The sequence below is a fragment of the Sphingobium sp. HWE2-09 genome (assembly GCF_035989265.1).
Classification (GTDB): Bacteria; Pseudomonadota; Alphaproteobacteria; order Sphingomonadales; family Sphingomonadaceae; genus Sphingobium.
The window spans coordinates 601,018-626,887 of the sequence record NZ_JAYKZX010000001.1; the positions used below are offsets into that span (position 1 = coordinate 601,018).

The 25,870-nt window shown below is 59.3% G+C and carries 25 protein-coding genes, 4 pseudogenes and 1 other annotated feature; of the genes and pseudogenes, 14 read left to right on the forward strand and 15 right to left on the reverse strand.

The window, feature by feature from the left end; translation table 11 throughout:
• Positions 1-266 precede the first annotated feature (266 nt).
• A pseudogene (locus U5A89_RS02755) lies at positions 267-1,390 on the reverse strand (IS256 family transposase); the annotation flags it as partial.
• 557 nt (positions 1,391-1,947) lie between these two features.
• Between U5A89_RS02755 and U5A89_RS02760 the strand changes: the two are divergent.
• Entirely contained in the window at positions 1,948-2,169 is a 222-nt protein-coding gene (locus U5A89_RS02760) for a hypothetical protein (RefSeq protein ID WP_338159657.1), read from the forward strand.
• Positions 2,170-2,377: 208 nt separating this feature from the next.
• Positions 2,378-2,833 (forward strand): hypothetical protein, encoded by a 456-nt coding sequence (locus U5A89_RS02765; protein WP_338159658.1) that lies wholly within the window; start codon positions 2,378-2,380, stop codon positions 2,831-2,833.
• A 25-nt stretch (positions 2,834-2,858) separates the two neighbouring features.
• Here the strand turns inward: U5A89_RS02765 and U5A89_RS21290 are convergent, their stop codons facing one another.
• The 5 genes from U5A89_RS21290 to U5A89_RS02785 form a co-directional block, all read right to left on the reverse strand.
• Complete coding sequence (locus U5A89_RS21290; RefSeq protein ID WP_445190623.1) at positions 2,859-3,017, reverse strand: SDR family oxidoreductase; 159 nt, start codon at positions 3,015-3,017, stop codon at positions 2,859-2,861.
• Positions 3,018-3,032: 15 nt separating this feature from the next.
• Positions 3,033-3,938: a polysaccharide deacetylase family protein gene (locus tag U5A89_RS02770; RefSeq protein ID WP_338159659.1), complete on the reverse strand. Its 906-nt coding sequence runs from the start codon at positions 3,936-3,938 to the stop codon at positions 3,033-3,035.
• A 104-nt stretch (positions 3,939-4,042) separates the two neighbouring features.
• Entirely contained in the window at positions 4,043-4,504 is a 462-nt protein-coding gene (locus U5A89_RS02775; RefSeq protein WP_338159660.1) for a VOC family protein, read from the reverse strand.
• A gap of 77 nt (positions 4,505-4,581) precedes the next feature.
• Complete coding sequence (locus U5A89_RS02780; RefSeq protein ID WP_338159661.1) at positions 4,582-5,622, reverse strand: SDR family oxidoreductase; 1,041 nt, start codon at positions 5,620-5,622, stop codon at positions 4,582-4,584.
• Positions 5,623-5,671: 49 nt separating this feature from the next.
• Complete coding sequence (locus U5A89_RS02785; protein ID WP_338159662.1) at positions 5,672-6,436, reverse strand: SDR family oxidoreductase; 765 nt, start codon at positions 6,434-6,436, stop codon at positions 5,672-5,674.
• A gap of 99 nt (positions 6,437-6,535) precedes the next feature.
• Here U5A89_RS02785 and U5A89_RS02790 point away from each other — a divergent pair, with 99 nt between their 5' ends.
• Complete coding sequence (locus U5A89_RS02790) at positions 6,536-7,429, forward strand: LysR family transcriptional regulator (protein WP_338159663.1); 894 nt, start codon at positions 6,536-6,538, stop codon at positions 7,427-7,429.
• Here the strand turns inward: U5A89_RS02790 and U5A89_RS21295 are convergent.
• Both U5A89_RS21295 and U5A89_RS02795 read right to left on the reverse strand, forming a co-directional pair.
• Complete coding sequence (locus tag U5A89_RS21295; protein WP_445190610.1) at positions 7,336-7,839, reverse strand: aldo/keto reductase; 504 nt, start codon at positions 7,837-7,839, stop codon at positions 7,336-7,338. The two genes, U5A89_RS02790 and U5A89_RS21295, sit on opposite strands and share 94 nt — an antisense overlap.
• 153 nt (positions 7,840-7,992) lie before the next feature.
• On the reverse strand, positions 7,993-8,253 hold the full coding sequence (locus U5A89_RS02795; RefSeq protein WP_338159664.1) for a 5-formyltetrahydrofolate cyclo-ligase: 261 nt from the start codon (positions 8,251-8,253) through the stop codon (positions 7,993-7,995).
• Positions 8,254-9,088: 835 nt separating this feature from the next.
• Here U5A89_RS02795 and U5A89_RS02800 point away from each other — a divergent pair.
• The 3 genes from U5A89_RS02800 (at position 9,089) to U5A89_RS02810 (ending at position 10,434) form a co-directional block, all read left to right on the forward strand.
• Complete coding sequence (locus tag U5A89_RS02800) at positions 9,089-9,253, forward strand: hypothetical protein (RefSeq protein ID WP_338159665.1); 165 nt, start codon at positions 9,089-9,091, stop codon at positions 9,251-9,253.
• Positions 9,247-9,834, forward strand: coding sequence for a demethoxyubiquinone hydroxylase family protein (locus U5A89_RS02805; RefSeq protein ID WP_445190611.1), 588 nt, complete (start codon positions 9,247-9,249; stop codon positions 9,832-9,834). The genes U5A89_RS02800 and U5A89_RS02805 overlap by 7 nt, the downstream gene beginning before the upstream one ends.
• A 108-nt stretch (positions 9,835-9,942) precedes the next feature.
• Positions 9,943-10,434: a cupin domain-containing protein gene (locus U5A89_RS02810; RefSeq protein WP_338159667.1), complete on the forward strand. Its 492-nt coding sequence runs from the start codon at positions 9,943-9,945 to the stop codon at positions 10,432-10,434.
• A 597-nt stretch (positions 10,435-11,031) separates the two neighbouring features.
• Here U5A89_RS02810 and U5A89_RS02815 read toward each other — a convergent pair.
• The 3 genes from U5A89_RS02815 to U5A89_RS02825 all read right to left on the reverse strand — a co-directional run bounded on the left by U5A89_RS02815 (position 11,032) and on the right by U5A89_RS02825 (position 14,824).
• On the reverse strand, positions 11,032-11,757 hold the full coding sequence (locus U5A89_RS02815; RefSeq protein WP_338159668.1) for a siderophore-interacting protein: 726 nt from the start codon (positions 11,755-11,757) through the stop codon (positions 11,032-11,034).
• Positions 11,758-12,145: 388 nt separating this feature from the next.
• On the reverse strand, positions 12,146-13,693 hold the full coding sequence (locus U5A89_RS02820; RefSeq protein ID WP_338159669.1) for an IMP dehydrogenase: 1,548 nt from the start codon (positions 13,691-13,693) through the stop codon (positions 12,146-12,148).
• A gap of 279 nt (positions 13,694-13,972) precedes the next feature.
• Complete coding sequence (locus U5A89_RS02825) at positions 13,973-14,824, reverse strand: NAD(P)-dependent oxidoreductase (protein ID WP_338159670.1); 852 nt, start codon at positions 14,822-14,824, stop codon at positions 13,973-13,975.
• A gap of 547 nt (positions 14,825-15,371) precedes the next feature.
• On the opposite strand from U5A89_RS02825, the gene U5A89_RS02830 reads away from it, so the two are divergent.
• From U5A89_RS02830 to U5A89_RS21300, 6 genes and pseudogenes are all read left to right on the forward strand, one after another.
• Positions 15,372-15,647 carry a transposase gene (locus U5A89_RS02830; protein WP_338159671.1) on the forward strand — a complete coding sequence of 92 codons (276 nt, stop codon included), beginning with the start codon at positions 15,372-15,374 and terminating at the stop codon, positions 15,645-15,647.
• A 113-nt stretch (positions 15,648-15,760) separates the two neighbouring features.
• Positions 15,761-16,117 carry an IS66 family insertion sequence element accessory protein TnpB gene (tnpB, locus tag U5A89_RS02835; protein ID WP_445190612.1) on the forward strand — a complete coding sequence of 119 codons (357 nt, stop codon included), beginning with the start codon at positions 15,761-15,763 and terminating at the stop codon, positions 16,115-16,117.
• 142 nt (positions 16,118-16,259) lie between these two features.
• Positions 16,260-17,629 (forward strand): annotated as a pseudogene (tnpC, locus tag U5A89_RS02840) (IS66 family transposase); the annotation flags it as partial.
• Positions 17,621-17,779: a transposase domain-containing protein gene (locus U5A89_RS02845; protein WP_338160157.1), complete on the forward strand. Its 159-nt coding sequence runs from the start codon at positions 17,621-17,623 to the stop codon at positions 17,777-17,779. The pseudogene tnpC and the gene U5A89_RS02845, both read left to right, overlap by 9 nt.
• A gap of 20 nt (positions 17,780-17,799) precedes the next feature.
• On the forward strand, positions 17,800-18,369 hold the full coding sequence (locus U5A89_RS02850) for a plasmid pRiA4b ORF-3 family protein (RefSeq protein WP_338159672.1): 570 nt from the start codon (positions 17,800-17,802) through the stop codon (positions 18,367-18,369).
• A 46-nt stretch (positions 18,370-18,415) separates the two neighbouring features.
• Positions 18,416-18,691 (forward strand): annotated as a pseudogene (locus U5A89_RS21300) (hypothetical protein); the annotation flags it as partial.
• Between the two features lie 185 nt (positions 18,692-18,876).
• Here U5A89_RS21300 and U5A89_RS02855 read toward each other — a convergent pair.
• Together U5A89_RS02855 and U5A89_RS02860 are read right to left on the reverse strand one after the other, a co-directional pair.
• Positions 18,877-19,641 (reverse strand): alpha/beta fold hydrolase, encoded by a 765-nt coding sequence (locus tag U5A89_RS02855; protein WP_338159673.1) that lies wholly within the window; start codon positions 19,639-19,641, stop codon positions 18,877-18,879.
• A gap of 2 nt (positions 19,642-19,643) precedes the next feature.
• Positions 19,644-20,522, reverse strand: coding sequence for a fumarylacetoacetate hydrolase family protein (locus U5A89_RS02860; RefSeq protein ID WP_338159674.1), 879 nt, complete (start codon positions 20,520-20,522; stop codon positions 19,644-19,646).
• Between the two features lie 939 nt (positions 20,523-21,461).
• Here U5A89_RS02860 and U5A89_RS02865 point away from each other — a divergent pair.
• Together U5A89_RS02865 and U5A89_RS02870 are read left to right on the forward strand one after the other, a co-directional pair.
• Positions 21,462-21,857, forward strand: coding sequence for a Fur family transcriptional regulator (locus U5A89_RS02865; protein WP_338159675.1), 396 nt, complete (start codon positions 21,462-21,464; stop codon positions 21,855-21,857).
• A gap of 50 nt (positions 21,858-21,907) precedes the next feature.
• Positions 21,908-23,135: pseudogene (locus tag U5A89_RS02870) on the forward strand (IS3 family transposase).
• Positions 22,189-22,305: a sequence feature (AL1L pseudoknot), on the forward strand. It overlaps the preceding pseudogene by 117 nt.
• Before the next feature lie 447 nt (positions 23,136-23,582).
• On the opposite strand, the gene U5A89_RS02875 reads toward U5A89_RS02870, so the two are convergent.
• Together U5A89_RS02875 and U5A89_RS02880 are read right to left on the reverse strand one after the other, a co-directional pair.
• On the reverse strand, positions 23,583-24,332 hold the full coding sequence (locus U5A89_RS02875; protein ID WP_338159676.1) for a FadR/GntR family transcriptional regulator: 750 nt from the start codon (positions 24,330-24,332) through the stop codon (positions 23,583-23,585).
• Between the two features lie 586 nt (positions 24,333-24,918).
• On the reverse strand, positions 24,919-25,629 hold the full coding sequence (locus U5A89_RS02880; protein WP_338159677.1) for a FadR/GntR family transcriptional regulator: 711 nt from the start codon (positions 25,627-25,629) through the stop codon (positions 24,919-24,921).
• Positions 25,630-25,870: the final 241 nt, after the last annotated feature.

Consider the following 25,870-nt stretch of genomic DNA (forward strand, 5'->3'; position numbering starts at 1 on the left):
CGGGGCGGGAGCGTAGAGTCCGCAAACTGCCCATTTGATTGTTCCTACGCCGACAAATAGCGAAATCTAAAACCAAAATATGTTCTCGATATCTGCCGCTAGCAGTGTCGCCGAAATTCAAACCCTTTATTCCGTTCAACATTATTGGCTACTTTTCACAATCTGTTTATCGAAGACATTCAATAGGTTTGACCAGCCGATCACGCAAGGTTAGCCGCTGCGATCGGGACTGTCAGGATTTCCGTGTGCGGCGAGGCGGTTGATCATCAGGCCGTCATGGCCCTGATGAAACGTTTGCCGAAGAGCACGGCAAATTGCGCCTTCGCCATGTTCCACTCACGCGGCGGCATTTTCCACTCTTTCTCCAATCTGTTCAAGATCAGATAGAGCAGCTTTGTCGCCGCCTCATCGTTGGGGAAATGCCCCCGCGCGCGAACAGCGCGGCGAAGCTTGGAATTGAGCGCCTCTATAGAATTTGTGGTGTAGACGATCCGCCTGACTTCCTCGGGGAAAGCAAAAAATGGGATGACCTCCGGCCATGCCCGGCGCCAGCTTTGGCCGATGGCGGGATAGCGCTGCCCCCAGAAGCTGGCTTCGAAGGCCGTCAGCGCTTCCTCGGCTGCCACCGCATCAACGGCACGGTAGATGGCTTTCAGGGCCGTTCCGAGCGCCTTGCGATCCTTCCACGCCACGAAATCCATCGAGTTGCGCAGCAGATGAACTATGCAGGTTTGAACCATGGCTTCAAGGAAGACGGCGGTGATGGCGTCGGGGAAGCCCTTGAGGCCATCGACGACGGCCAACATGATATCCTCGACGCCGCGGTTGCGCCGTTCGTTCATGACGCGCAGCCAGAATTTGGCGCCCTCATTCTGCTCCAGCCATAGCCCGAGAGCGACCTTGGTGTCGTCGGGCATGAGCCTAGGGCAATATGGATCGCCTTGTTGCGGACCATGCCTTCGTCGCGGACCTTTACCCGGATCGCATCGAAGAAAACCAGCGGATAGGCCGGGTCCAGCGGCCGTTGCTGCCATGCCGCCACTTCCTCCAGGACCGCGTCAGTGATCGTGCTGATCAGATCGGGCGAGGCGTCGATCCCATACAGCTCGCGCAGATGCCCGGTGATCTCCCGTGTGCTCATGCCGCGCGCATACATCGAGATGATCTTGTCGTCGAAGCCGGGGAAGCGACGCTGGTACTTGGCGATCAACTGCGGATCGAAACTGCCGGCCCGATCGCGCCGCACCTCGATCTTGATCCGCCCGCTGTCGTTCGTCACCGTTTTGCGGCCATAGCCATTGCGGTTGTTGCCAACTTGGTCGTCACGCCCGAGATGATGATCCGTCTCCGCATTGAGCGCCCGTTCGGCAAAAGCCTTCTTCAGGGTATCGAGCAAGCCGCCTTGGCTGAGCGTCCCCGCCGCGTCAGTGCCGGCCAGCAGTTGGTCGAGGATGTCGTTCGGTATCGAGGGTTCTTTCCGTCGTGACATACTGGGTCTCCTTGTTCCCCATTATGCCTCGCCACACACGGAAATCCTGACAGTCCCCTGCGATCCCGTGCGTCAGCCGCGAAAATACCGTCCATTGACCGCATTGTAGGTGCCGATGCTCCGTGGCCCAGGTCTCGCCGCTTCTCCAGCAATGATGGAGAGCAACCATGACACAAATCCAACGTGCATTCGCATTCTTGTGACGCCAGTGGCTATGACGGTGGAGACCGTTCGAAGTTCAATGCTGGCCCCGCCACCGTCTTGACGGGTTTCCCGATGGTAGCGGCCGCATCAGAGGCACAAGCGCTGACGATCGCGTCCCGCTCGCTGGGCGGCGAGCCTACCGCCACGCGGGCGTAACGATCGCCCAATCTTCATCCCCGATCGCTTGCTCCGACATGGACATCACTCAGCATCGCAAGGGCACCAGCAAAGTCCAGCATGACGCCAATTAGCTGATGCTTAGCAACGCGGGGCGGCCATTCACCGGCTTCTGCCCGCGACTCAGCCAAGAGAACGTCAAGGACGACCGAGCCGTCCGCATCACCGAGCACGCCAGCGGGCCGCTGCTCAACCAGATCAAAGAGGAGTTCGCCTTCGAGCCGCCGCGAGGGCACGGCCATTCGGTGGTCGAGAGCATCGCCGCGATGTGCTACGGCAAGGCCAAGGCGACCGTATGACTAGGCGGTAACCTCGCGATAAACTACTTCCGATCCGCAGGACTGCGCGCAGGGCTTTACCAACATAGCGCTTGCGGGCTAAATCATCACAAGCTCAACCGCACATAGTTGCTGCTGCCCACGTGACACTTATATCCTATCCTGCCTAGTCCATACCGAGCGCGACCTGAAGAACTACATCCCGCAGGTGGTGACGGTGGAGGAGTCGATGTCGATGGTCCGCGCCTCGCGCGGCTTTCTGTTGCTGCCCAGCGACAAGGTTCGTTCAGAGCCGTGGGTCGGCGCGCACATTGCCAAAGCAACGCTGGACGACAAGGGCGGAATCGACTGGGCTGGCTATGTCGCCGATTACGACCGGGTCCGCGACAGGATCGAGGCGGTGCTCCCCGCCTTCAAGAACTACAACAACCGCATCCACGCGCCGGGCGGCTTACACGTGCTTAATTCGGAGCAGATCGGCGAACACCGTCGGGCTGTTGAGCGATGGCCAGCACAGATAGTCGATCGTGCCGTCGCGTGCGACCAGCGCTGCGGTTTCGTGGTCGCCAATGATGCCTTGCTCGCCGATGCTGCGCAACGGCGGCACTGCTTGCGCCTCACCCATTATCGCCGAATTCCGGAAGTAGCGACATGCCGCCATCGACAAACAAGGTCGTGCCGATGACGCAATCCGCTTGATCGGGTGCCAGTCAGACAGCGGCGCGTGCGACATCTTCGGGCTCGCCGATCCGGCCGTAAGGGACCAGCCGGAGCAGCTTTTCCAGCGTCGCCTCGCTGTTCCACGCACCCAAGTTGATCGGCGTGCGGATGGCGCCCGGTGCGATCGCGCTGACGCCGATAAACGGCAGAGTGTTTTTGAACGTTCATTCCGTTGCGCCAGCGGGTCCGGGGAGCCCTGTCTCGGCAGGCGACCTGTGACTGACGATCGGTGTGGGCGCACCCGTGGTTTTCAGCGCGTAGCTAGCGATTTCGTCCTTACGAGCGAACCACACGCCGGGCTTCGATTTGGCATAAGTGAGAAACCGATCGAGAAGCCGGACGCGATTGGCATGTCCCGAGATACGGTCGTGCAGCGAGACCACCATCATGCGACGCCGGTGCGCTCCTTCTTCATAGAGCTGATCGAATTCGTCTTTGAGCGCCTGCTCATAGGCGATCGGATCATAGCCCTCGAATGGGAACGACGAGATATCATTCATATGGAATGTATAGGGCACTGTCACGAAGTCACCGCCCGACAGGGGCACGATGAATGGTTCGTCCCGGCTGGGTTCGTCGATATGATATTGGAACCCGAGCTCCTGCAGGATGTCGAGCGTATTGGGTGAGTTTCGCAGCCAATAGGCGTTCCAGCCAACCGGCCTTACCCCAGTGATCTTCTCGATCGACGCCACGCAATCTGCGATGAAGCGCCGCTCCTCGTCGGGTTGCATCGTGTAGCTGTTCTCCCACGTCCGCCCGTGCGCAGCGATCTCGTGGCCCCGCCGGACGATCTCCCGCGCCAGTTCGGGCTCCTTCTCAATCGCCTGACCGATGACGAAGGACGACAGCTTGATGTCGTGCTTGTCCATCAGGTCAAGGATGCGCGGGATGCCTTCATGGACGCCGTAAGCGAAGAAGGCATTGGTCGGCAGATCGGGCAGGCCATCCTGGATCGGCTCCGGGATGGGACCATCCGCCCCTGAGATCGGCTGGCCGCCACCTTCGAACATAAGACTGAGGGCGATGGCGAGGCGTGCGCCGCCAGGCCAGAATGCAGTGTCGGACATGCGCCGTACTCCTTTGACAGTCTCGTTTTCAGCTGGATCGGCGGACCGGCCACCCGTTGCATTCAAGCCGTAGGCTTCAGTCTGAGATGGCCGATCCCCCGGTTCTACACGTCGATCTGACCGTTGTGGCAGATCTCGATGACCTCGCCGTCGAGGCCCACGATCATGGCGATGCGGAAGGGAAGGTTCGGCTCGCCCACCAGCTCGCGCCCCTGTGGCTTCGTATGCACCGTGGCGCCTGCCGCGACAGCGCGCGCTACGACGCGATCGACGCTCTCCGGGCTGGCCGCCTTGAGCGCGACATGGACGATGCCCGGCTCCACCTTGCCGTCGAACGGCACGGTCTTGACACTGCCCTCGGGTGCGCCGGCGGCATCGTCGCCAGCGCCGAAGACCTCGATGAAGCCGCCGCCTGGCGCTCGCAGGAACGCCGACCGCTTGATCGTCGGCTCGAAGGTCCAGGGATAGACCATTTCGAATCCAAGCCCATCGATGTAGAATTTGACCGTGGCGTCCCAGTCCACGGCGCGGATCGCATAATGGTGCAGTCCAAGAATATCGGTCATGGTCACTTCCTCTCTCTAAAAGTATTAGCCGGGGATTTCCGAGGCACGCCTAAGTCGTGGCCACCCCGGTCGTGCCGTCAGGGGATCAGCTTGCGCTGACGCATGTTGTCCAGATGCGCGAGCAGCACCTCGTCCGACCGCTCGTTCATCTCGAATCCGGCGCGGCGCGCCTTGGTCAAGTCGAAGATCGCATCCGCCTCGACGTTGAAGATGAAATCGCCGAACGCGCCTGGTGCAAGCCGATCGATGTCCGCTTCGGCAAGACCGTTGTCCTTAGCGAGATCGCTCCAGACCGACCGCATCGCGTGCAGTCGCTGTTCGAGCGAGATCGGTTGTGGCTCGCCTACCTCCAGGCCGAACCATTCCGCCAACTTCGGCCAGACGTGCGACCAGCGGAAGACGTCGCCGTTGGTGATATTGTAGGCGCCGTCCGCCTCGTTCTCGACCGACCAGAGCGCCGCACGACGCAGCACGTCCGCACCGGTGACGTTCACCAGCACGTCGCGATAGGCGGTGTCGGTCCCGGGGAACTGGAACGCGGTACCCGTCGCCCGGCAGAGCGAACCGTAGACGCCGATGAGGTTGCCGAGGTTCATCGCCGATCCGAGCGAGTGGCCGATCACGATGTCGGGGCGCAGCGCGGTCCAGCGGATGCCGTTCTTCTCGAGCGAGCGGGCGAAATTCTCATGCCGGAAATAGAGGTTGGGCGGGAAGTGGCGGCTGTCGTCCTCACGCGCCGGCGTCTTGTAGACGCCGAGCTGCGCGCCGTAGACCTTGCCGCCCTGAATGAAGGTCACGCGCTCCAGCGGCGCGCCGGCGCGACGCAGCGCCGCGACCAGGTTCTCCAGCATCGTCCCATTCTCGTCCGCCTCCACGCCTGGATCTGCGTTGGGCTTCAGCGCCGCGTAGAACAGATGCGTGACGGTCTTCAGCGCGTCGCTCGACGCATCGAGACTGTTGGGGTCGAGCAGGTCCGCCGGGATGTGGGGCCCCTTACCCAACGCGGTATCGTCACGGTTGAGCGTGGTGACGGGCCAGCCCGCCTCTTGGAACGCGTCGATCGCGGTCCGGCCAACGACGCCCGCGCCGCCTGCCACCAGGATGTGCTTGTCTGCCATGATATTTCTCCTGAAATCGTGTGTTCTGCCCGCTGCGAGGAACGATCGATCAGGCGATCCGGCCACCGCCATCGACGTTCACGACGGTGCCGTTGATGAAGCCATTCTCCAGCACCGCGAGCGCGGCGTGCGCCTCGTCCTCGACCTCACCGATGCGTCCGACAGGAAGCCCGCCAGCGACGTTGGCGAAGAAAGCGGTGCGTTCGTCTTCACCCATGCTTGACCAAGAGCCCGCGTCCACGACACCGGGCGAGATGACGTTAACGCGCTTGGGCTTCAGTTCGATGGCAAGGGCGGCTGCGAGGCTCTCCAGCGCCATGTTGACCGCCCCGACGATCGATGACCCCGGTCCCTGCCGGTAGGCGGCGAGACCCGAGAAGAACAGCAGGCTGCCCTGCGAGGCAAGATGCTTGTCGGCAGCCCGGCCGAGGTTAATCGGCCCCCAGAACTTGGATGCGAGCATGCCCTCGATCTGCGCGTCCGTGAGCCCGGTGAACGGCCCGAAGGTAAGGTCGGCCGCTGTCGTCACGATGTGATCGTAAGGGCCATGTTCGGCGAGCGCCGCCTCGACCTGTTCGCGGTCGGTGACGTCGAGAGCGTAGGTTCCCAGCACCGCGCCACCAAGCGTCGCTGCGGTCGCATCCAGCTTGTCGCGGCTGCGCCCGGCCAGCGCCACCTTGGCACCCCGCGCGACCGCCATGCTTGCAATCGCGCGCCCGACCCCCGAGCCGGCGCCAACGATAAAGATGTTCGCGCCGATCAGGGCGCCCAGCCCGTCACCGCCGCGGGTCGCCTGCGAAGTGATATTCGTCATGTTGCTTGCTCCGTTCGATCGTTATGAAACGGAGATAGGTGCTACTCACCTCTGAATAATACGCGTAGAAGAGCAAACACCTTTCGAACAAGGCGAACAATGGATCAGTTCAATCTGCTACGTGTCTATGTCGCCGTCGCTAATCTCGGCAGCTTGTCGGCGGTCGCGCGCGAGAAAGGGCTGTCGCCCTCAACGGTAACGTCGGCATTGCAACGGCTGGAGGAGCGGGTCGGCGCACGCTTGGTCACACGCACCACGCGCCGGCTTTCGCTGACGCCGGAGGGTGAGCGCTTTCTAGTCAATTGCCGCCGCATCCTTGCCGACCTCGACGAAGCGATGAACGCGGTGTCCGACCGTGGTCCACTCCGCGGCGAAATCCGCGTGACGGCGACCAATGATTTTGGCCGGAGCACGCTCGCGCCGCTCCTTCATGAGTTCATGGAGGCGAACCCAGGCGTACAGATCGCGCTGACGCTGAACGATGCCGTGGTCGACATGGTCGAGGACAGCTACGATCTGGCGCTGCGCATGGGGCAACTCCCGGACTCTGGGCTGACCGCGCGCCTGCTTATGCGCGGCGAACGCCGGATTTGTGCGTCGCCAGCCTACTGGCGACGGCACGGTCGGCCGGAGCATCCTCGCGATCTGGCGCGGCACAACTGCATCGTCCTTGCCCGGCCAGGATCGCCACAGAGCAGCTGGCAATTCAAGGAAGACGGAAGCGCGTTCACCGTGCGTGTTCACGGTGACCGAACCGCCAACGACGGCGGGACCTTGCGCGGCTGGGCGATTGCGAGTGCAGGTGTCGTCTTAAAGTTTGACCTCGATATTGCCCAGGATCTGGCAGCCGGCCGTCTTGAAACCGTGCTCGACGATTTCAGTACCGGGACCGTGAACCTTCACGCGGTCCACCCCGCAGGACGACACCCGTCTCGCCGAGTCGCGGCGCTGTTAGACTTCCTCGCTGCTCGTCTTGGTCTTGCGAAGTCCTGAGTGCGGATTAAGCTGAAATGGCGGCTTTCCGGCGATAATGGCCTCGTTCCTGGTCTGCAACGGCGTTGCTTCACGGTGTTGTAAAGCGCCCACCCAACTGCACCTGCGTTCTCGATCGATTGCGCCTCAATGCGCGCACCCACGATAACGGTTGCGACGGTGGGACGATCGAGCAACCAGTTGAGTGCAAGCTGGGGTACCGTTTTGCCCGTTTCGTCGGCTATGCTGCCGAGAATGTCGAAGGTGCGGAATAGCCGCTCCTCGTCAACCTGCGAAATCGGGCCAGCAACGTCGTGCGCTCTGGTGCCGGGTTTGTCGGGCTGGGCGCGACTGATTCGCCCGGTCAGCTTGCCCCAGCCCAGTGGGCTCCAGATCGTCGCTCCCACGCCCTGATCGCGGCTAAGCGCCATCAACTCCTACCCGTAATCTCGGTTGAGGAGGAATAGTCGACTTGGTGTGCAACGTGCCGCGCATACGCGGAAGCCCGATTAGCCCGAACGACGAATTTCCATCAGATAGCACTTCTTAACTAGGCCGAGCTAGCAGGCGGCTTCGCCTCTCCTTCACAATGAGGGCGGCCTGACATTAATAGTCTCAAGATCCGTCACCACGGCGGTCAGCGCAGCGTCCCAAGGATCGCGCGGCACCTCTTCGACTTCCTGAGAAATCCAGGCGATACCTATCCGCATGGTGTTCGGGCGGTGTGCCAGATAATGGTCGAACAAGCAGCCTCCGTGACCAATCCGGCCACCCTGTTGATCGAAACCCAAAAGCAAAATATGCAGGACTTTGGGCTCCTCGTTATCGCACCCAAGCTGCGGCATCGGGATGTTGGCTTAACCGGGGATGAGCCGGTCGGCCGGCGACCATGCAGCAAACTCCATTTTCCAGGCCCCATACGCGCAAAAGTAGTATGCACTGTCAGGCTATGAGTGCGCTAGGACCGCAAGAACGACTGGCTCATCCCGTTGCGCGACATACGCCGCTACAAGCGCATCGCCAGAGATCATTGGAGATATCGCCGCATGAATTCGCGCGATGGCAGTGTGGCGAGGGTCCGCGCTCATAGCGGTCAAGAAGTTGCGCCTCGCCGGTCTCATGGTTGCCCTCAGGACCAATTTTGCTGGTTTGGTCTTGAACACTTCAGCCTTTTTTTCGTGACATATGAATGAGCGGCTTCGCCATGTACCGATCAACATGGGCCACGCCTCTCGAAAATATAACGACGATCCAGCAACTCGTAGCTAAGCTTCCTTCAAGCATTTGGCGATAATTCCTTATTAATCGACGCGATATCGGGATTGTGTCTTTGCGAAAGAATATCAAATATCCGCCTGCCTGATAGCCGCATGACTGATAGGAGATCCATTTCGCAGTTCCAGCCATGGCACCCCGCGTTCGACACCGAGGTGACGTCCGTTAAACAGCGGCGAAGCCGATGGAAGAAAATTGCATTTGAAGTGAACAGTTCACGACCTGAACGATGTTCTACCTCGTCAGTTGATAAGGGAACAAATCACGTCGGGTTTGAGATGACAATCGTGAGACGCCTCTCGACGGGATGGCTGAAGTTAGGCTTCGACCGCCGGTCGCTTCACATATCTTGCTGTTGAAGACCCGGAGTATCTAACCATGTCTACCGCGAAGGGAACTATTTCCATGACCACACAGCGCAAGACTTGCCTTCTGACGTACTTCGTACGTTTTGGCCTCATCGCAAGCTTAACCGAGCCGATGGGTCAGCTTTGGTTTGCCGACGACAATCTCGTCCAGTTTCTGCCAGCGTTGCTCGGCAAAACAGAGCGGATCGACAGCGCATGGTGAGCGCTGCACTCTCGGGCGCACCCGAATCCCGGCCGTTTAAAGCCAACCCGCGTGTTGGGAGTTGGCCGTCTAAGCGAGCGCTCCGGGCCTTGATTCGTGTGGACCACGCTGGCGAGTTCGGGGCTGTGCGCATCTATGACGGCCAAATTGCGGTGCTGGGCTGTAAAAGCCTGTATTACGACTTTCTGCTGCGCATGCGGGAGCAGGAGCTCGAGCATCATGCGCGCTTTTCCGAACTGCTGGCCGGCCGTAGCGTCCGCCCAACGATCTTTCTACCGCTATGGCACGTGGCAGGGTATGCGATCGGGGTGGCCACTGCCCTAATGGGTCCGGAGGCCGCCATGGCTTGCACAGAGGCGGTCGAGGATGCCGTCGTAGAGCATTACGATGAGCAACTCGCTGAGTTAGGCGACAGCGAACCTGAACTGTCATTTGTCGTTGCAAGGATTAGGGATGAAGAACTGGAGCATCGCGACCATGCCATAACGGCAGGATCTCGCGATACCCCCGTTCACGCCCTGGTGTATGGAGCGATCCGCTTCGGCTGCCGGCTTGCCATCGCGATCAGCAAACAACTGTAACAACTTAGACGCATGAAGCGTCAAATCAGCGAGAATAACGCAAATTCCTATGGTATGACATAAAGATAATGGGGCCTCCAGTTCACTCGACTATAAAAGGAAACTTACATGACCAAAGCACTTATGTTGGCGGGAGTTTTGTCGCTATCAGTGTTGGCGTTCCCCGCCGCAGCGCAAGATACAGGCGTGAAGGGCGTAACCCGCACCGTCCTTGGTTCGGGACAGCCGGTTGCGGCATCCGGTCTGGAATTGTCACTCCGCCGCGTGGTGTTCGCTCCCGGCGCAAAGATCCCGGGCGAAGTGCATTCAGGCATGCAGGTGATCTATGTCCTATCTGGCCACCTCTCGCTCCAGGTCCTGGGTGGCAGCGCCGTCGTGCGCAAGGCCCTCCCGGACGGCAGCATGGCGCCGGCGATCGAGGTCAAGGCGGGTCCAGACCCTGTAACGCTCGGGCCCGGCGACACGGCGCTCGAGAACGAGACCCTCGTACTCGCGCCGTCAAATCCTTCCCGTGAGCCTCTCATCATACTTGCAGGTTCGCTGATGCCGATTGGTAAGCCACAGAGCATCCAGATCACCGAGCCCGTAAGAATTCCCTGACCTAACCACTCTTACGGCCCCAGACTGGTCATTCCATGCTCGGTCGATGCACAGAAAGGAGGCGGCACCTGTCTGAAAGGACCGGCTGCCGTCGAGGACCTGCACTACTGCCGATGTAATTGTATTGGCTAAAAGTCAGAATTCCGTGTGACCATGCTGTAGTCGCGTCCGGTGGCTTTTCCAACATCATCGTATATCTTGGTCGTAATGTCGCCGCGCGGCAAAATAACACGACATCATTGATAATCGAGACGATGAATCCGAGACCTGCTGGCGGCTGCCGAGACCTACATCAGACAGTCTAAGAAACGATCAGGCCGACCTTCGGCCCCCGGCTGACATCGGCGCTTTAGATGGCGGGAATACATTATTTTTTGGCACAATGCCGCCAGTGATATGTCCAGGAACGTCCTTATCTGCAGGAGATCGACAATGTTGCGGGGATTTCTCGTGGCTAAAGGTTTATCTTTTCAAGGTCGTTGCCGAATGCAGAAGTTAATAGTATATTAAAAATAAACTTATCGATTTGTCTGCCGAAGATAAGAATATCAGAAAACATTCGAAGATGGTGGCAACCTACTTTGCCAGATCTCCGATTCAGTAATCGCTATGACTATCAACATAATCCGCAGCGCCTATCTTCCAGTAGCCGGAGATATGCATATTGTGCTTGTCGAAGCCGTGATTGCCTAGATGTATCCTAAGTTTGCGCGCCATCGAGCTTTCGCACCCGATCCAGATCTGATCTGAGGCTGGGTCCAAGATCAGATTCTGAACGAAGGTTGCGAGGCCGGCGCTATAAGGACCATGCCCGCCAAGGATCCAAGAGCTCATGAGGTGGCCGTGCGTTTCCAGGGTTTGAACAGCGCACCGTTCGTTGACCTCGATAATGGCGACCGCGCGCGTGCCCGCCGGGAGTTGCTCCAGAATGCCGCTGATCGCTGGCAGGGCGCATTCGTCTCCGAAGAGACACAGGCGGCGCCCAACTATGTGCCGAAAGTCACTGCGAGGACCGTATAAGCGAACTGTCGAACCGATTGCGACCGACCGAACCCATCGCGCCGCAGGCCCAGGCCTCGCGGCTTCGTGATGGAGTACGAAATCAAGGTCGATTTCTTGAACAGCACTACGGAAATTTCGGATGGTATAGGCGCGCCCCTGCTTGGCATCGTCGAAGAAGAGTTTCATCCATTGTCCGGGGGATACCGAACCGAGATCGGAAAAGTTCTCAACCTGGAACGTGACCCGGCGCATACGAGGAGTTAGATCCTCGACAGCAACCACTCGAGCGGTGAATTCACGATAGACGGGGCGTTCCAGCATGGCCAACTCCACAAAATTACTTTGCTATTGATAATCACTTGCTATACCAAAGTGGTAATGGGATTCTGACGGTTAATAATGCTTGTCCGCCAAATGTGCATATGCCAAGCTGAAGAATTAACCTGGCAGAATAAGTCGGCCTGCCGAAAGCCATTTCAAACGATGTCTATGAATCGATTGCCATCGCGCGTCAGCCGCGCCGGCATATTACCGCTGGGTAACCGTCGCTCTTTCGACACCTGAAAATCTGTCAAGGCGGCGGCGACACTGAGGTCGCCGGTTACTGAAGGCGATCAAAGACTGGCCGTTATTGTATCGCCGTCGCGTTCATACGGAAGACAAAGCCGCTATGAAGATCAGACGAGGCCGAAGTAGGTTACGCAGATAATCATTCCACCGCGTCGGCATCGTCGGCTTTAACGATGACGTCATGGACACCGCCCTCCCTGAGACTGGCACTGGAAACGAGCGTGAGCCGGGCTTTGCGATGAAACTCTACCACATCTATCGACCCGCAGCTGCAGAGAGTTGATCGAATCTTGCCTAGTGTGATGTCGAGCCCCTGCCGGAGAGAACCAGCATAGGGAACATAGCTGTCGACCCCCTCCTCGAACAAGAACATCTCATTTTTCGAAGTTTCAGTGCCACCGTCCGCATAGCGATCCCAATTGCGCGCCCGGTTCGACCCTTCACCCCAATACTCCTTGACGAGGCGATTGCGGATCTGGATCCGACGTCCGGGCGATTCTTCGAAACGGGCAAAATATCGACCGAGCATCACGAAATCGGCGCCGAGCGCCAGTGCGATGTTGACATGATAGTCCTGGCTTATACCGCCATCTGAGCAGATCGGCACATACACGCCAGTTTCTGCATAATATTGCGCGCGTGCGGCGACAACGTCCTGCAGAGCCGATGCCTGGCCGCGGCCGATGCCCTTTTGTTCGCGCGTGATACAGATCGATCCGCCTCCCACCCCAACCTTAACGAAAGACGCGCCGGCTTCGACCAGATACCGAAAGGCCTCGCCATCGACGACGTTGCCGGCCCCGACAGACACGCTTTCACCATAAGTCTGGCGCGCGAATGCAAGGGTCTCGGCTTGCCAATGAGAATATCCATCCGAGCTGTCGATGCACAGAACATCAGCGCCTGCCGATACGAGTGCCGGAATACGGTCTCGATAGTCCCGGGTGTTGATGGCCGCGCCGACGATTAAACGCTTCGCGGCATCGACATTCTCGAGGGGATATGCGTTATGAAGTTCATAGTCCTTGCGGAAGACAAGGTGCTGAAGCCGCCCTTCCCCATCAAGGATCGGAAGCCAGTCCAATTTGTTTTGGCTGATGATATCATTTGCTTGCTTTAACGAAAGCGGCTGACGCGCGCAGATGATTTGCTCGATGCTGGTCATCAATTCATTGACCGGCATTTCGAGCGGCGTGTGACCGGGTCGGTAGTCGCGCCGGGTGACCATGCCGAGCAGGACTCCATGGGGACTGCCACCGCTGGTGATAGCAACGGTGGAGTGACCGGTCTCCTCGATACATGCAAGCACGTCCTCCAGGGTCGCTGTGGGCGGAACATTGGCATCGCTTTCAACGAAACCGGCTTTGTGGAGCTTAACGCGGCGCACCATCGCGGCCTGAGCCTCGATCGCCTGCGAGCCGTAAATGAAGCCGATTCCGCCGCAGCGTGCGAGTTCGATCGCAAGCCGGTCGTCTGTCACTGACTGCATCATCGCGCTGGCAAAGGGAATGTTGAGCGATAAGGTCGCTTTTGCGGGCAGGCGAGACAAATTGGACATGTCGCATACCACTCGGGCGACGGGGACCGAAAGATCGACATTTGCAGGAAGGCAATCCCGCGTCGTCAGGTTCGGCAAAAGCAGAAACTCGCCAAAAGTGCGACTGGGATCGAGGATAATTTGGGCCAAGTTAGTCCTGCCAAGCATCGGAAAGAGCGTGATGGGCGGGCAGGCTTGCCCCATCCCGCTTACAGAGGCCGTTCATATCGCGTCTGTAGCAGCCTCTCCATCCGCGCCTTTAGCGTTGTTTCGCCATTAGATGATGGATATTCGCCAAATTTTGCTGACGAGGACGTCTGGGAGACTGACGAAGTTGTGCCATACTTCTTGGTGCCAGCGACTCCTAACGTACCGCGCTGGGTAGGGAAGCGCGCACCGCATGTGCGGTCTACGCGGCGAGAGAGTGGCTCATGCGGTTGGCAGGAGGCCCACGCCTGACCAGTCAATCTCCTTTCCTTCGAAAGCGATGAGCCTGTCCAGATTATCGCGGATGACACTCAGGAACGGAGCTTTGACGGCATGCCTTTCAACCACGTCATGTAGAAGATTTATGTCCTTGAGGCCAAGGGGCGCCGCAAAGCCTGCCGGCCAGAAGCTCTTCTCGATCAGAATGTCTCCATAGGTCTTGTAGACTGGAGCCGAAAACAGCGTGTTCGTCAAGATCTCCAGGAAAAGCTTTCCGTCGATACCGCCCTGTTCAATAATTGCGAGCGACTCCGAAAGCGCTTCTATGACAGACATCACCATAAAATTGCCGTTCAATTTGATGATATTGGCAGCGGGAGCATGAGGGCCGGCGTTGAAATACCGTTGGCCGATAACGCTGAAGAGCGTATCTATCTGTTGGATCAGGTTAAAGTCTCCAGCCGCCACTACAAACAGCTGGCCCGCCGCCGCAGCTGCCGGGCGACCGAACACCGGCGCAGAAATAAACCCGGCTTGATCTGCCTGATCGCGGCTCAGTCGCTCGGCGAGAGAGACGCTGATCGTACTATGCGATATATGAATTGCGGGAGCATCCTGAATACCATGTTCGCCGTAGACCACCTGTTCTACCGCTTTGTCATCGGCAAGCATGGTCATGATGACGTCCCCCTGTGCGGCCTCAATAGGCCTGGCGGCGACCAAAGCCCCCTTAGACGCCAGTTCTGCGCACTTCTCGACCGAACGGTTCCACACAGTCACCTCATACCCGGCTGCGAGAAGATTGACCGCCATGCCCTTCCCCATCTGACCCAAGCCTATCAATCCGACCTTCATGGCACACTCCTGATTAACTGAAGGGATTAGGTGTGGCATCCGAGTGTCACCCCTGTAGCGACGCATCTGTTCACAAGATTCCGAAAGATGCCTGCCCCGCCTGACATGGCGATTGTAGAGCGATTACTGGGGCGCAACGGACGCGTCCAGGTTATGCCCGATTTAGCGAGCACGCGCCCTTTCCGTTACCGGTATATTGGCAAATAATAACGTAACATCGCCATACCGCCGTCCTCGGACGAAGGCCGCCTTTACCAAAGTGCTTTCCGCTGTTGGCTATCAGGCCGGTTGGCTTGGAAGCTCTGGCGCCCGTATCTCTCAAGCCGACCGGGGGGACAGGAAAAGCTAGAAGCGATCGCAGCGTAAAGCTTCATGCTAGGCCACTGCCCTCCCGGTGATCAAAACCAGCATAATTACATGACTCTGGATTGGCGAACCGTTCCGCTGCTCCGGGCGACAAGCTCGGTAGGGCGTAAGCGCCGACGGAATGTGGCCTTGTCGGCATCACCGAAATAGGAAAGCTCGCAGCCTTTAAGGAGGCGGGAGCATGGACAGCGAGCAGTCAAACGAGCCTCGTATGAGCGGTCGCGGGGATGGCGGAGCGCTTGTACAGGTGGAGCGGCGTCGGAACTGGAGCGACGAGGAGAAGCTGGCGATCCTGAAGGAGACGACGGTGCCGGGCGTTGTCATATCGGCCGTAGCGCGGCGGCATGGGATAGGCACGGGTCAGCTCTACACCTGGCGCAAGCAACTGCTCCGGGGAGCGATGGCAGGCTTCGTACCTGTTGAACTGGCAACATCATTGCCGTCGGCCAAAGCCTGAGAAGCTGGGCGGATCGAGGTTCGAGGGCAGTGTGGCTTGACGGTGTCGGTGGATGGCGAAGTTGATCGGGCTGCCCTGAAACAGGTGCTCGATGTCTTGCGGGAGCTGGATCATTGAGCCTGGCGCTCCCGCCTCCGACGAAGATCTACCTGTCCCTGCCACCGTGCGACATGCGCAAGGGGTTTGACGGGCTGTCAGCGCAGGTGCGCAATATTCTTCAGCTCGATCCCTTCTCGGGGGCTGTGTTCCTGTTCCGCGGGAAGAGGGGCGACAGGCTGAAGGCCTTGGTCTGGGACGGGTCCGGGCTATGCCTGTATGCGAAGCGTCTTGAGCGCGGAAAGTTTGTTTGGCCACGTGCCCATGAGGGTGCGCTGCGGCTGTCGGCAGCCCAGCTTGCGATGTTGCTCGAAGGCCTGAACTGGAAGCAGGCGATCGCCCACGACGAGGTCATCACGCCGAGCCTCGCATAGTGAAAAAGATCTGGAAAACCACCATTTTATATAGGCGTTGCCGTCGGCTTCCGCTATTGTCGGCGGCATGCGGTTCGCCCTTGATCGCCTTCCCACAGACCCGGTCCTCCTGCAGAAAATGCTGCTGGAGATGGCCGATGTCATGGAGCAGGAACGGGCCGAACTGACGGCGGCGCAAGCCACGGTCAAAGCCCAGACCTTGCGGATCGAAAAGCTCGAGCATCGCGTCGCACGGCTGCTGCGCGTCCAGTTCGGTCGTAGCTCAGAGAAAATGGATATCGCCCTGCTGCGGCTGATGTTCGAGGAGGTCGAGGCACCGCAACCCGCCAACGATGAGGTGGCGGCACCGTCTGTGGCGAAATCAGCCCGCAAATCCGGCGGCCGTGTTCCGCTTCCTTCGCACTTCCCACGTCATACAGTCGATCATCAGCCCAGCCCGTGCAGTACCGTTTGTAACGGGCCGTCAGTACAGATCAACGAGGCTGTCACTGAGGTACTCGACTATGTCCCGGCGCGCTTCCGGGTCATTCGCCACGTGCGACCAAGACTGGTGTGCCGGCCCTGCAAACAGATCCGCCAGGCCCCCGCTGTCGATCTGCCGCTCCCCAAGGTGATGGCGAGCAGCAGCTTGCTGGCCCATCTCGTCATCAATCGCTTTGTCGATCATCAGCCCTGGCACCGGCAGTCAGTGATCTTCCGCCGCGTAGGAATCCACATCGATCGGGACGTGATGAGCCGCTGGCCCGAAAACTGGCATGGCTGCTGGCGCCGCTGGGTGAGCGGCTGTTCGCCTATATCCGGGAAGCCGCCAAGATCCACGGTGACGACACGCCGGTCACGCTGCTGGGCAATGGCGATGGCAGCCGGACCGGGCACTTCTGGGTATATCTGCGTGATGACCGCTCCAGCGGCGACATGAGCCCGCCTGCCGTGGCCTTCCGCTTCAGCGCCGATCGTGGCGGAGCGCATCCGGCAGAACATCTCGCCGACTATCGGGGGTATCTACAGGCAGACGGCTTTGCCGGGTACAACGCACTTTACCGTGACCCCAGGACCAAGGCGCCCAAGGATATCGTCGAAGTGGGATGCTGGAGCCACGCGCGCCGGAAATTTACCGACATCTTGGACAAGAACCCGTCACCGATCGCGGCGGAGGCGGTTGTGCGGATCGCCGAGCTCTTCGCCATCGAGCGCGACATCAAGGGCGCGCCGCCCGATGAGCGACGACGCATCCGCCAGATCAAGGCCGTGCCGAAGCTGGAGGCGCTGCGCGTCTGGCTCGAAACCCAGAACCGAGGCCTGTCGTCCGACAGCAATCTGGCGCGTGCCTGTCGCTATCCGCTCAACCGCTGGCATGCCATGATCCGCTACTGCGATGACGGTCGGCTCGAGATCAGCAACAATCTGGTGGAAAACGCCCTGCGCGGTGTCGCGCTCGGGCGCCGGAACTGGATGTTCGTCGGCTCCATGAAGGGGGGAGAGGCCGCCGCGCTCTTCTACGCCCTGGCGGGCACATGCCGGCTCAACGGCGTCGAGCCCGAGGCATGGTTCACTGACGTCATCGAGCGCATCGGTGATCACCCGATCAATCGGATCGATGACTTCTTGCCGTGGAACTGGCAGTCATCAAAGCTGACCAACGATCTGGAGGAGGCTGCGTGAGCAACAGCACTGTCGTGCGGATGAATATTACGCTGGACGATGTCACGCCGGCCGTCAGCCGAACGCTGGAGGTGCCGCTCAATATCCGGCTTGACCGTCTGCACACCATCATCCAGACCGCCTTCTCCTGGACGGACTCTCACCTGTGGGAAATGAGCTTCGGGCAAACCGGCTTTGGCATCCCTGATCCTGAATATAGCTTCGACGGGCCGCTCGACGCCCGTAAGGCCACTCTCGCCCAGATCCTGGCGGATACGAGGCGCAAGACCTTCCGATATCTCTATGACTTTGGCGATGCCTGGGAGCATAGCGTCAAGATCGAGCGCATCAGCCCGGCCAGCCCGCACGTGACATATCCGCTCATCCTCGATGCAGTAGGCATGCGGCCGCCAGAGGACTGCGGCGGCCCTTGGGGTTATGCCGAAAAGCTCGAAGCGCTCGCCGACCCCCAACATGAATATCACGAAGAGGCGCTCGAGACCCTCGGTGAAGACCATGATCCCAATGCCAAGCCCGATATCCCCCTGATCGAGGCAAGGCTGGAAACGCTTGCGAAAAAATGGGCGCCACGGACACGCCGAAAAGCCTGACAGCCCGTGTTAACGACGCCTTCCGTCGGCGCTTACGGTAGGGCATTCAATTCTAAACCTAATTAATGGTCGACCGGATCGCTATGACGTCAATACCGCGACCGCCCATCGCAACCCGGTGGGACTTGCTACCGTGGTTTGCCGGTCAAATGACCAATATACTGTGATCGCGGACGAGACCCAGTATCTCGGGCTTAAGGCAATTCTGACAAGTCTGACAGAAAAGTGGCGGCTGGCGCGCATACGATCATCGATCGCACCGGGCCGGTGTCGCCTGGACGGTGGCAGTGATCTTCGGTCTGCCGGCCTGGGCCAATTATGACAGCCGTTCAGGCAGGCGGCACGGTAGCGCGCGCGCACAGGGAGGCCTTAGTGGCATCCGGTAGGATCATCAAGGTCGCCGTTGCCGCACCAGCGGAGCGCTGCTCCCTGGATATGACGCTAATGCCGCCTTCTGTAAAAGCGGGGACCAGCCGCAGGTACGCTAACAGGCCGGTCCCCTATGGATTATTTCACGCCGAACAGGAAGTTCAGCACGAGCTCATTAACCTCTTTCGGACGCTCGATAGTCGTCCAGTGCCCAGTCCGAGCAAGGATGTAAAAGGCGGAGTCGGGGAACTTCGCCGCAAGCGCAGAAACCACGGGGGGCGGCGATGTGTTGTCTTCGTCGCCCGTGATGAGGATGGCAGGAACTAGGATTCGCGCGACATCGGCCGCCACGCAGGTAGCGAGCGCCTCGCAGTGTCGCGCATAACCTTCTGCTGGCTGGCGCATAATGAATTCGCGCACGAAGGCCGCAATTGCCGGCTGATTCGCCTTGGTGTCAGCTGAGGTGCCGGCGGCGACGATCTGGTCGGCGATCTCACCAAGGCCTTCTTCGCGCGCCTTGGCGGCGCGCGCCTTCATCGCCTCGCGGCCAGCTTCACCCGGCGCGTGGACAGGGCCGATCAGCGTGAGCGAGCGAACCTTCTCCGGCGTCTTCAGAGCGAGATGCTGCGCGACAACGGTCCCCATCGAATGGGCGACGACATGAACGGGCTTGTCGACACCGATCTGCTCAAGAACGCCAAGCGCTGCGTCGACAAGCCCATCAATCGTGTTCTTGCCCTTTGAGTCCGATTGGCCCGCGCCAGGCAGATCGAAGCGATGACAGGTGAAGAAGCGCGAGAGCGCAGAAACCTGCGGACCGAACACGTTGGACGTGCCGCCAAGGCCGTGGATGAACAGGATCGGATCGCCCGATCCGGTCGTTTCGATGTAGTAATTGGGCATGTTCAAGCAACCTTATTTGTAAGCCGACCAAGGCCGGAGATTTCGATGGAGATCTCATCACCACGCGCGAGATACTTGGGCGGATCAAATCCGATGCCAACACCCGCCGGGGTGCCGGTGGCGATCAAGTCGCCAGGAAGCAGGGTCAAACCGCCGCTCAGCGTCTCGATCAGGGTCGGTACGTCGAAGATGAGGTCAGAGGTGCTGGCGTCCTGCCGCAACTCACCATTGACCCAGCACTGCAGATGCAGATCATCAACATTCACTTCGTCGGCAGTAACGATGTAGGAGCTGGTCGGGCAGAAGGTGTCGAGCGACTTGCCGATGAACCACTGCTTGTGCTTCAACTGCAGATCACGCGCGGTCATATCGTTGATTATCAGAAAGCCGAAGACATGATCGAGGGCGTCCGCCTTAGAAATGCCGCGACCGCTCTTGCCCATCACCACCCCGAGTTCGGCCTCATAGTCAATACTGTCGGAAAGGCCAGTCGGATAGAGGATGTCCTCGCCATTGGCGATGACGGTTTCGGGTGCCTTGGTAAAGATGATCGGCGCCGTCGGGATGGCCTCGCTCGCGTCCTTGGCCGAACTGTCGAACCCACTCTTGGTGAACTCGTGCGCATGCGCATGATAGTTCTTGCCGACGCACATTACGTTGCGGCTCGGGACGATCGGCGGCGCGAACGTCACGTCGCTCAGGCGCTCGCCGGCGCCTGAAGGAGCAAGGCGGGCCTTTACATCATCGTAGATGCGAATGAGGTCGACCATGGTGTCGATCGGCTGGTCGAGCAGGTCCGAGACCGGCCAGTATTGATCAGTCTCGGGGGAGACGACCGCAACAACGTCGCCCGTTCCCGTTCTAAGGGTTGCTAGTTTCATCACTCTCTCCCGTAACCATTAGCTGACAAATGTGAACCATTGACTGGCGAATACATGCGCCAAGTAGGACATTGGGTCAAGATAAAGAGGGTATGGAGCAGAAAAATAAATCCTATGCGCAATATTGGTATAGATGTGGTTCAGTTCAGCGGAAATTCTTAGAACACATCCCTGCAACGACGCGATTTCAGAAGTGAGGCGCGACCACGAGCCGTATGCCAGCCGCCTCGTGATTTCGCATTGGCCGCTTTGACGAAGCTTGCAAGTCTCCCAAGGCCGATCGATGCGAGGCCGAGGACAGACTAATGCCGGCGCCCCGACGGAGCAATCATACGCGTCCCGAGTCGCCAGGCGCCAAAGTGCGGCAATCTCCAAGCTGACGAACCGGTCGGATACGCGTTCGCATTAGAAATCGTCGCCAGCGTGTCCGCGCCTAACCGGCTGCTTAGCAGCGATGCGGGCCGCCTGCAGCTCATGTTCCCGCCACAGCGGACTGTTGCTTCGCCAGCACATGCCGGAACCTTTTGAGGCTCGCTTCGTCGGGATTAGCTCGCGACATCTCGTTTGCGACCTTTATAAAGTGCGCCAGAGGCGCTGCCGCCTGGCCAACTCGGTGATGTTTCCAGTCCAGCAAGACCGCCCTGCAACGGAAGATAGATGCGACGAAGACCGATCGGAATCCGGACGTCAAGCCCGAGCTTAACATCAAATGGAAATTGAACTGGGCAACTGAGCGGCGGGATCGAACGGCTGGTGGGCGAGGCGGGCGTTGAACATTCCGCATGGCGCTCTCGAGGCTCTATGCGGCTCGATAACGATGACGATTCCCTGCGCAGAGTGCGCCGATTCTGCGGGAAGGCGCGATGGAATGGCGGTTCTCCGTTATTCGTTGTCAAAGTAGCGATAACGCCTCGCCCAACGCCTCCATATATCTCAGATATGGAACAAGTTCGCGCCTTCCCGTCGATCATGCTGCAAGACCGCCGGGCTTTCGACCGGTCGCTATTCTATCGCGCATGCGCGGAACGAAAACTGCGCGTTACTGGGCCGCGGCTGGCCGTCGCTAGTGTCCTAGAGCAGTCGAACGATCACCCCAACGTCGACGAAATCCATGCTCGCGCGGTCAAGTTGGTTCCAGGAATTAGTACCGCCACCGTCTACCGGACTCTGAAATTATTTACAGATCTCAACCTCATCGTGCGTCATAGATTTACGGATGGTCCGGCACGCTTTGAGCTGATGACCCTCCAACAGCATGATCATCTTATCGATCTCGAAAGCGGTCGTGTACTCGAATTCCGGGATACCCGTCTTGATGCGATTCAGGCAGATTGAACCGCGCCGGGTTTGTCGGAGGCTCCAACTCTTGAGTAGATGGAGCCGATATGAGCAAGACGACGAACAAATTTGCGCCGGAAGTACGCGAGCGAGCGATCCGGATGGTGCTGGATCACGAGCGGGATTACCCATCGCGCTGGGCCGCGGTGGTATCGATTGCCGAGAAGATCGGCTGCTCACCGCCGACGCTGCATGAGTGGGTGAAGAAGGCTGAGGTCGACAGCGGTAAGCGGGCGGGTGTCCCAGCCGAAATTGCCGACAGGGTGAAGGCGCTGGAGCGCGAGGTTCGCGAACTGCGGCAGGCCAATGAGATTCTCCGCAAGGCATCGGCATATTTTGCTCAGGCGGAGCTCGACCGCCCGTTTCGGCGATGATTGCGTTCATTGACGATCACCGCGATGCCTATGGGGTCGAGCCGATCTGCCGCGTCCTGCCGATCGCCCCATCCACTTATCACGAGCGCGTCGCGCAGCGACAGGATCCGACACGCTTGTCGGCGCGGGCGCGGCGGGATGCGGCCCTCAAGCCGGAGATCGCGCGCGTGTTCGCCGAGAACTTCGCGGTCTACGGCGTGCGCAAGGTGTGGCGGCAGATGATGCGGGAGGGCGTGCCCGTCGCCCGCTGTACGGTCGCCCGGCTGATGCGCGAGATGGGCTTGGCCGGAGTGATCCGGGCAAGCCAGTGCGCACGACCATCAGCGACAAGGCAGCAGCTTGCCCGCTCGATCACGTTAACCGCAGGTTCTACGCGCCAGCGCCGAACATGCTGTGGGTATCCGACTTTACCTATGTCGCGACCTGGGCCGGCTTCGTTTACGTCGCTTTCATCATCGATACCTACGCCAGGCGGATTGTAGGCTGGCGAGCCAGCAGGACAGCGCACGCAAGCTTCGTCCTCGATGCGCTGGAACAGGCGCTTTATGATCGACGGCCGGCCCATCGGGGCGGCCTCATCCATCATAGCGACCGCGGGTCGCAATACGTGTCCATCAAATACACCGAGCGCCTCGCCGAAGCCGGGATCGAGCCGTCTGTCGGCAGCGTCGGCGACAGCTACGACAATGCTTTGGCTGAGACGATCAACGGCCTTTACAAAGCCGAGGTGATCCACCGGCGAGGACCGTGGCGCAGCTTCGAAGCGGTCGAGTATGCCACGCTCGAATGGGTCGACTGGTTCAACAATCGCCGGCTGCTGGAGCCTATCGGCAACATCCCGCCTGCCGAAGCCGAAGATCAATATTATGCTGCCGCGGACAACATCGATATGGCAGCGTGACTCACAACCCAACGCCTCCGGCAAATCCGGCGCGGTTCAGATCTTGCGCGACAGCTCGGGTACGAAGTTCGAGGCGTTCGTCTCGCCATCTTCGCCGTACCCGTTCGCGAGGCTGCGGAGAAGGCCTCCTGATCTATGGCCATGGTTCCAACATCTCAGTTCCCGGGCGCCATTGGATCGCCGATCGACTGGGACACGGAGGCCATGTTACCATGTTATTGCATGGTCGGCCAAGCCCCCCCCCCCGGCTTGGCCGCCAAAAGGTCACTTTGTGAGATGGTTGGCTGGATCACCAGCATCCCTGCCCTCAAACGTTAGAGCTATGTTGTCGAACTGGAATACCGCCTGAGGTACGGATCGCGCTTTACGGCCGACGATTTTCCTCGGTTGGTGGTGGCCTGACGCGCGCAGCGCCCCAGCTCCTGCCCGATCGCGGAGTGACGGCGATCAGTTCCCGACCAAGGCGACCCGAACCTCGCAAAGATGTTCCCGCATCAGCCGTCCTGCGGTTTCGGCATCACGTTCGAGCAGGGCCTCGACGATCGCACGGTGCTGGCGCTGGTAAAGATCGCGCCGTTCGCGTGTCACCGTGCGTTCCTTAAGCTTCATCCATTCCGGCTGGTTGCGAGCCAGATTGATCGCCTCGTAAAGGCCTTTCAGCAGTTCATTCTTCGTAGCCGCGATAATGCGCTCATGAAGCCTGCCATCCCATATCTCGAAGGTTGGTACGTCCGACGCGGCTTCGGCTTCGTCCACGCACTCGCTCAAGCTTGACAGGTCTGCCGACGTTCCTCGCGACGCGGCGAGGTTCGTTGCCCATGGCTCGATCGCGAGCCGAATTTCCATGACCTCAGCAGGACTTGAACCGACGACTTTAGCAAGTAGGGTGCTCGCTTCCTCAACGACAGGCGACCTGTCAGCAACGAAAGAACCGCGCCCGACGTGGCGAACAATCTGACCAGCATCCTCAAGCTTCTTAAGACCTTTCCGAATTGTGTTTCGGGCGACGCCGAACTCAATCTCCAGCTCACGCTCGGTCGGCAACCGGAACCCGGGCTGCCATTCGCCGCTATTGATGTTGCTCTCGATGCGATTGATGAGCGATCCAACCGCTCCAGCGGCCCGAGAGCGTATGTCGCAAGAGGCAGGACCGTGAGCCATTTCTAACCCAATAAGAGCAAAGCTGCGGGAGATCAAGCTTGTTGGCTTATTTCTAGAGCGAGCGGGGTCATCGTCCGTATCCTGAGCAGACCTCAGTCCGCACGGGTTCGAATCGAGCCATATTGCGGGCTGTATAGCAAAGGCCAGCCGGTTGTGCGCCGCGACAGCACCCGCATCGTGGAGTATCGCATCGTAGATCTCGAACCCGCCGACTGTCGGCGCCACAATGGATTTCGCTAGGCCGATCCGATCGCAACACCATTATCTTGCATCACGCGCGACGGCGGGGTCTGCGATATCTGGTTGAAACCTGAGGCGGCACTCAAAAATCTCAGCTAGTCTTGCCATCCTGAGAATCGCGTCCTCCCACGAGTGCGTTGGTCGGATTCGGCGTTAAGGGCTTGATGACGAATGTCCCGCTCCACTCGGCGACCAACGAAGCCTTGGGCTTCGAGGTCACTGAGTACTTGGCGCGGTGCGCCGCGCGGAAACTCTATAGCGCAGCGACAGCAAGTGCTCCATAGGTAGCCGGCCGTCTGGCCATGCGCCGCTCGAACGTTCATCGCGGAGCCGATCGAGGACGGTCCTGGCACCCTTGCGCGCGGGTACTGACATTTTTGTTCTACAGTGGGTGTCCGAGAAGAACGGTCCGAACGGTCTGGATGTGTCCTTGCATATGCTGCGCTGCACGTTCGCCATCGCGTTGGCGCAGTGCCTTGACAATGTCGCGATGCTGCATCTGATAAACCTGCCGATGCTGCAACGTGCGCCCGGTGATCTTGAGACCGCCCCAAATCGAATCATGGCGAAGACCATCAATCACCTCATAGAGCGTGACCAGCAGCGCATTGTGACTGGCGGTCACAATCGCGTGATGCAGCTTGCTGTCCCAATACTCGTACTCGGCAATGTTGGTTGCGCGTTCGTTCGCCAGGACAAGACTCTCAAGCGCCCGCAATTCCGAATCGGTCGCATTGGCGACCGCGATTCGCGCCGCCTGTGGCTCTACGACGAGCTGTGCATCAAGAACATCGGCGGGACTGGTCGTCATTGCGAGGCGCCCGATCAGGGTGTCGACGCGCGCGCGTTTGAGTTCGACAGGATTTGGATCGTTAACGAAGGCGCCCTTGCCGGCGACGCGCACGATTTTTCCATGACTCTCCAACATATCGAGCGCACGACGCAGCGTGTTGCGCGCCACGCCATAGATTTCGGTCAGCTCGCGTTCGCTCGGCAATTGGGTTCCCGGCATAAAGTCGCCCGCGGCGACACGCTGTTCGAACTCCGCCATGAATCGCGTAGTGGCGGCAGCGGCCTGCTTTCGCACGTTCATCTAACATCCTCCCTATAGACCAATTCTGAACCAGTATAGGTATTGCTTGCTAAGCTAGGAAGTGAGTTGTATCGAATGACGATAAGAAAGAGCCCATTGGTTCATAAAGGTATAGGACGAGGCCTTTGAAAGACACTTTTTTTACGATCGGGTGATTGAAACCTGCGCTCCTTAATGTGTGCGTAGTTGATCTCGCGCACTTCTGGTTGCTGCATCCGGGCCCGTAGCCCGGACTGATCCG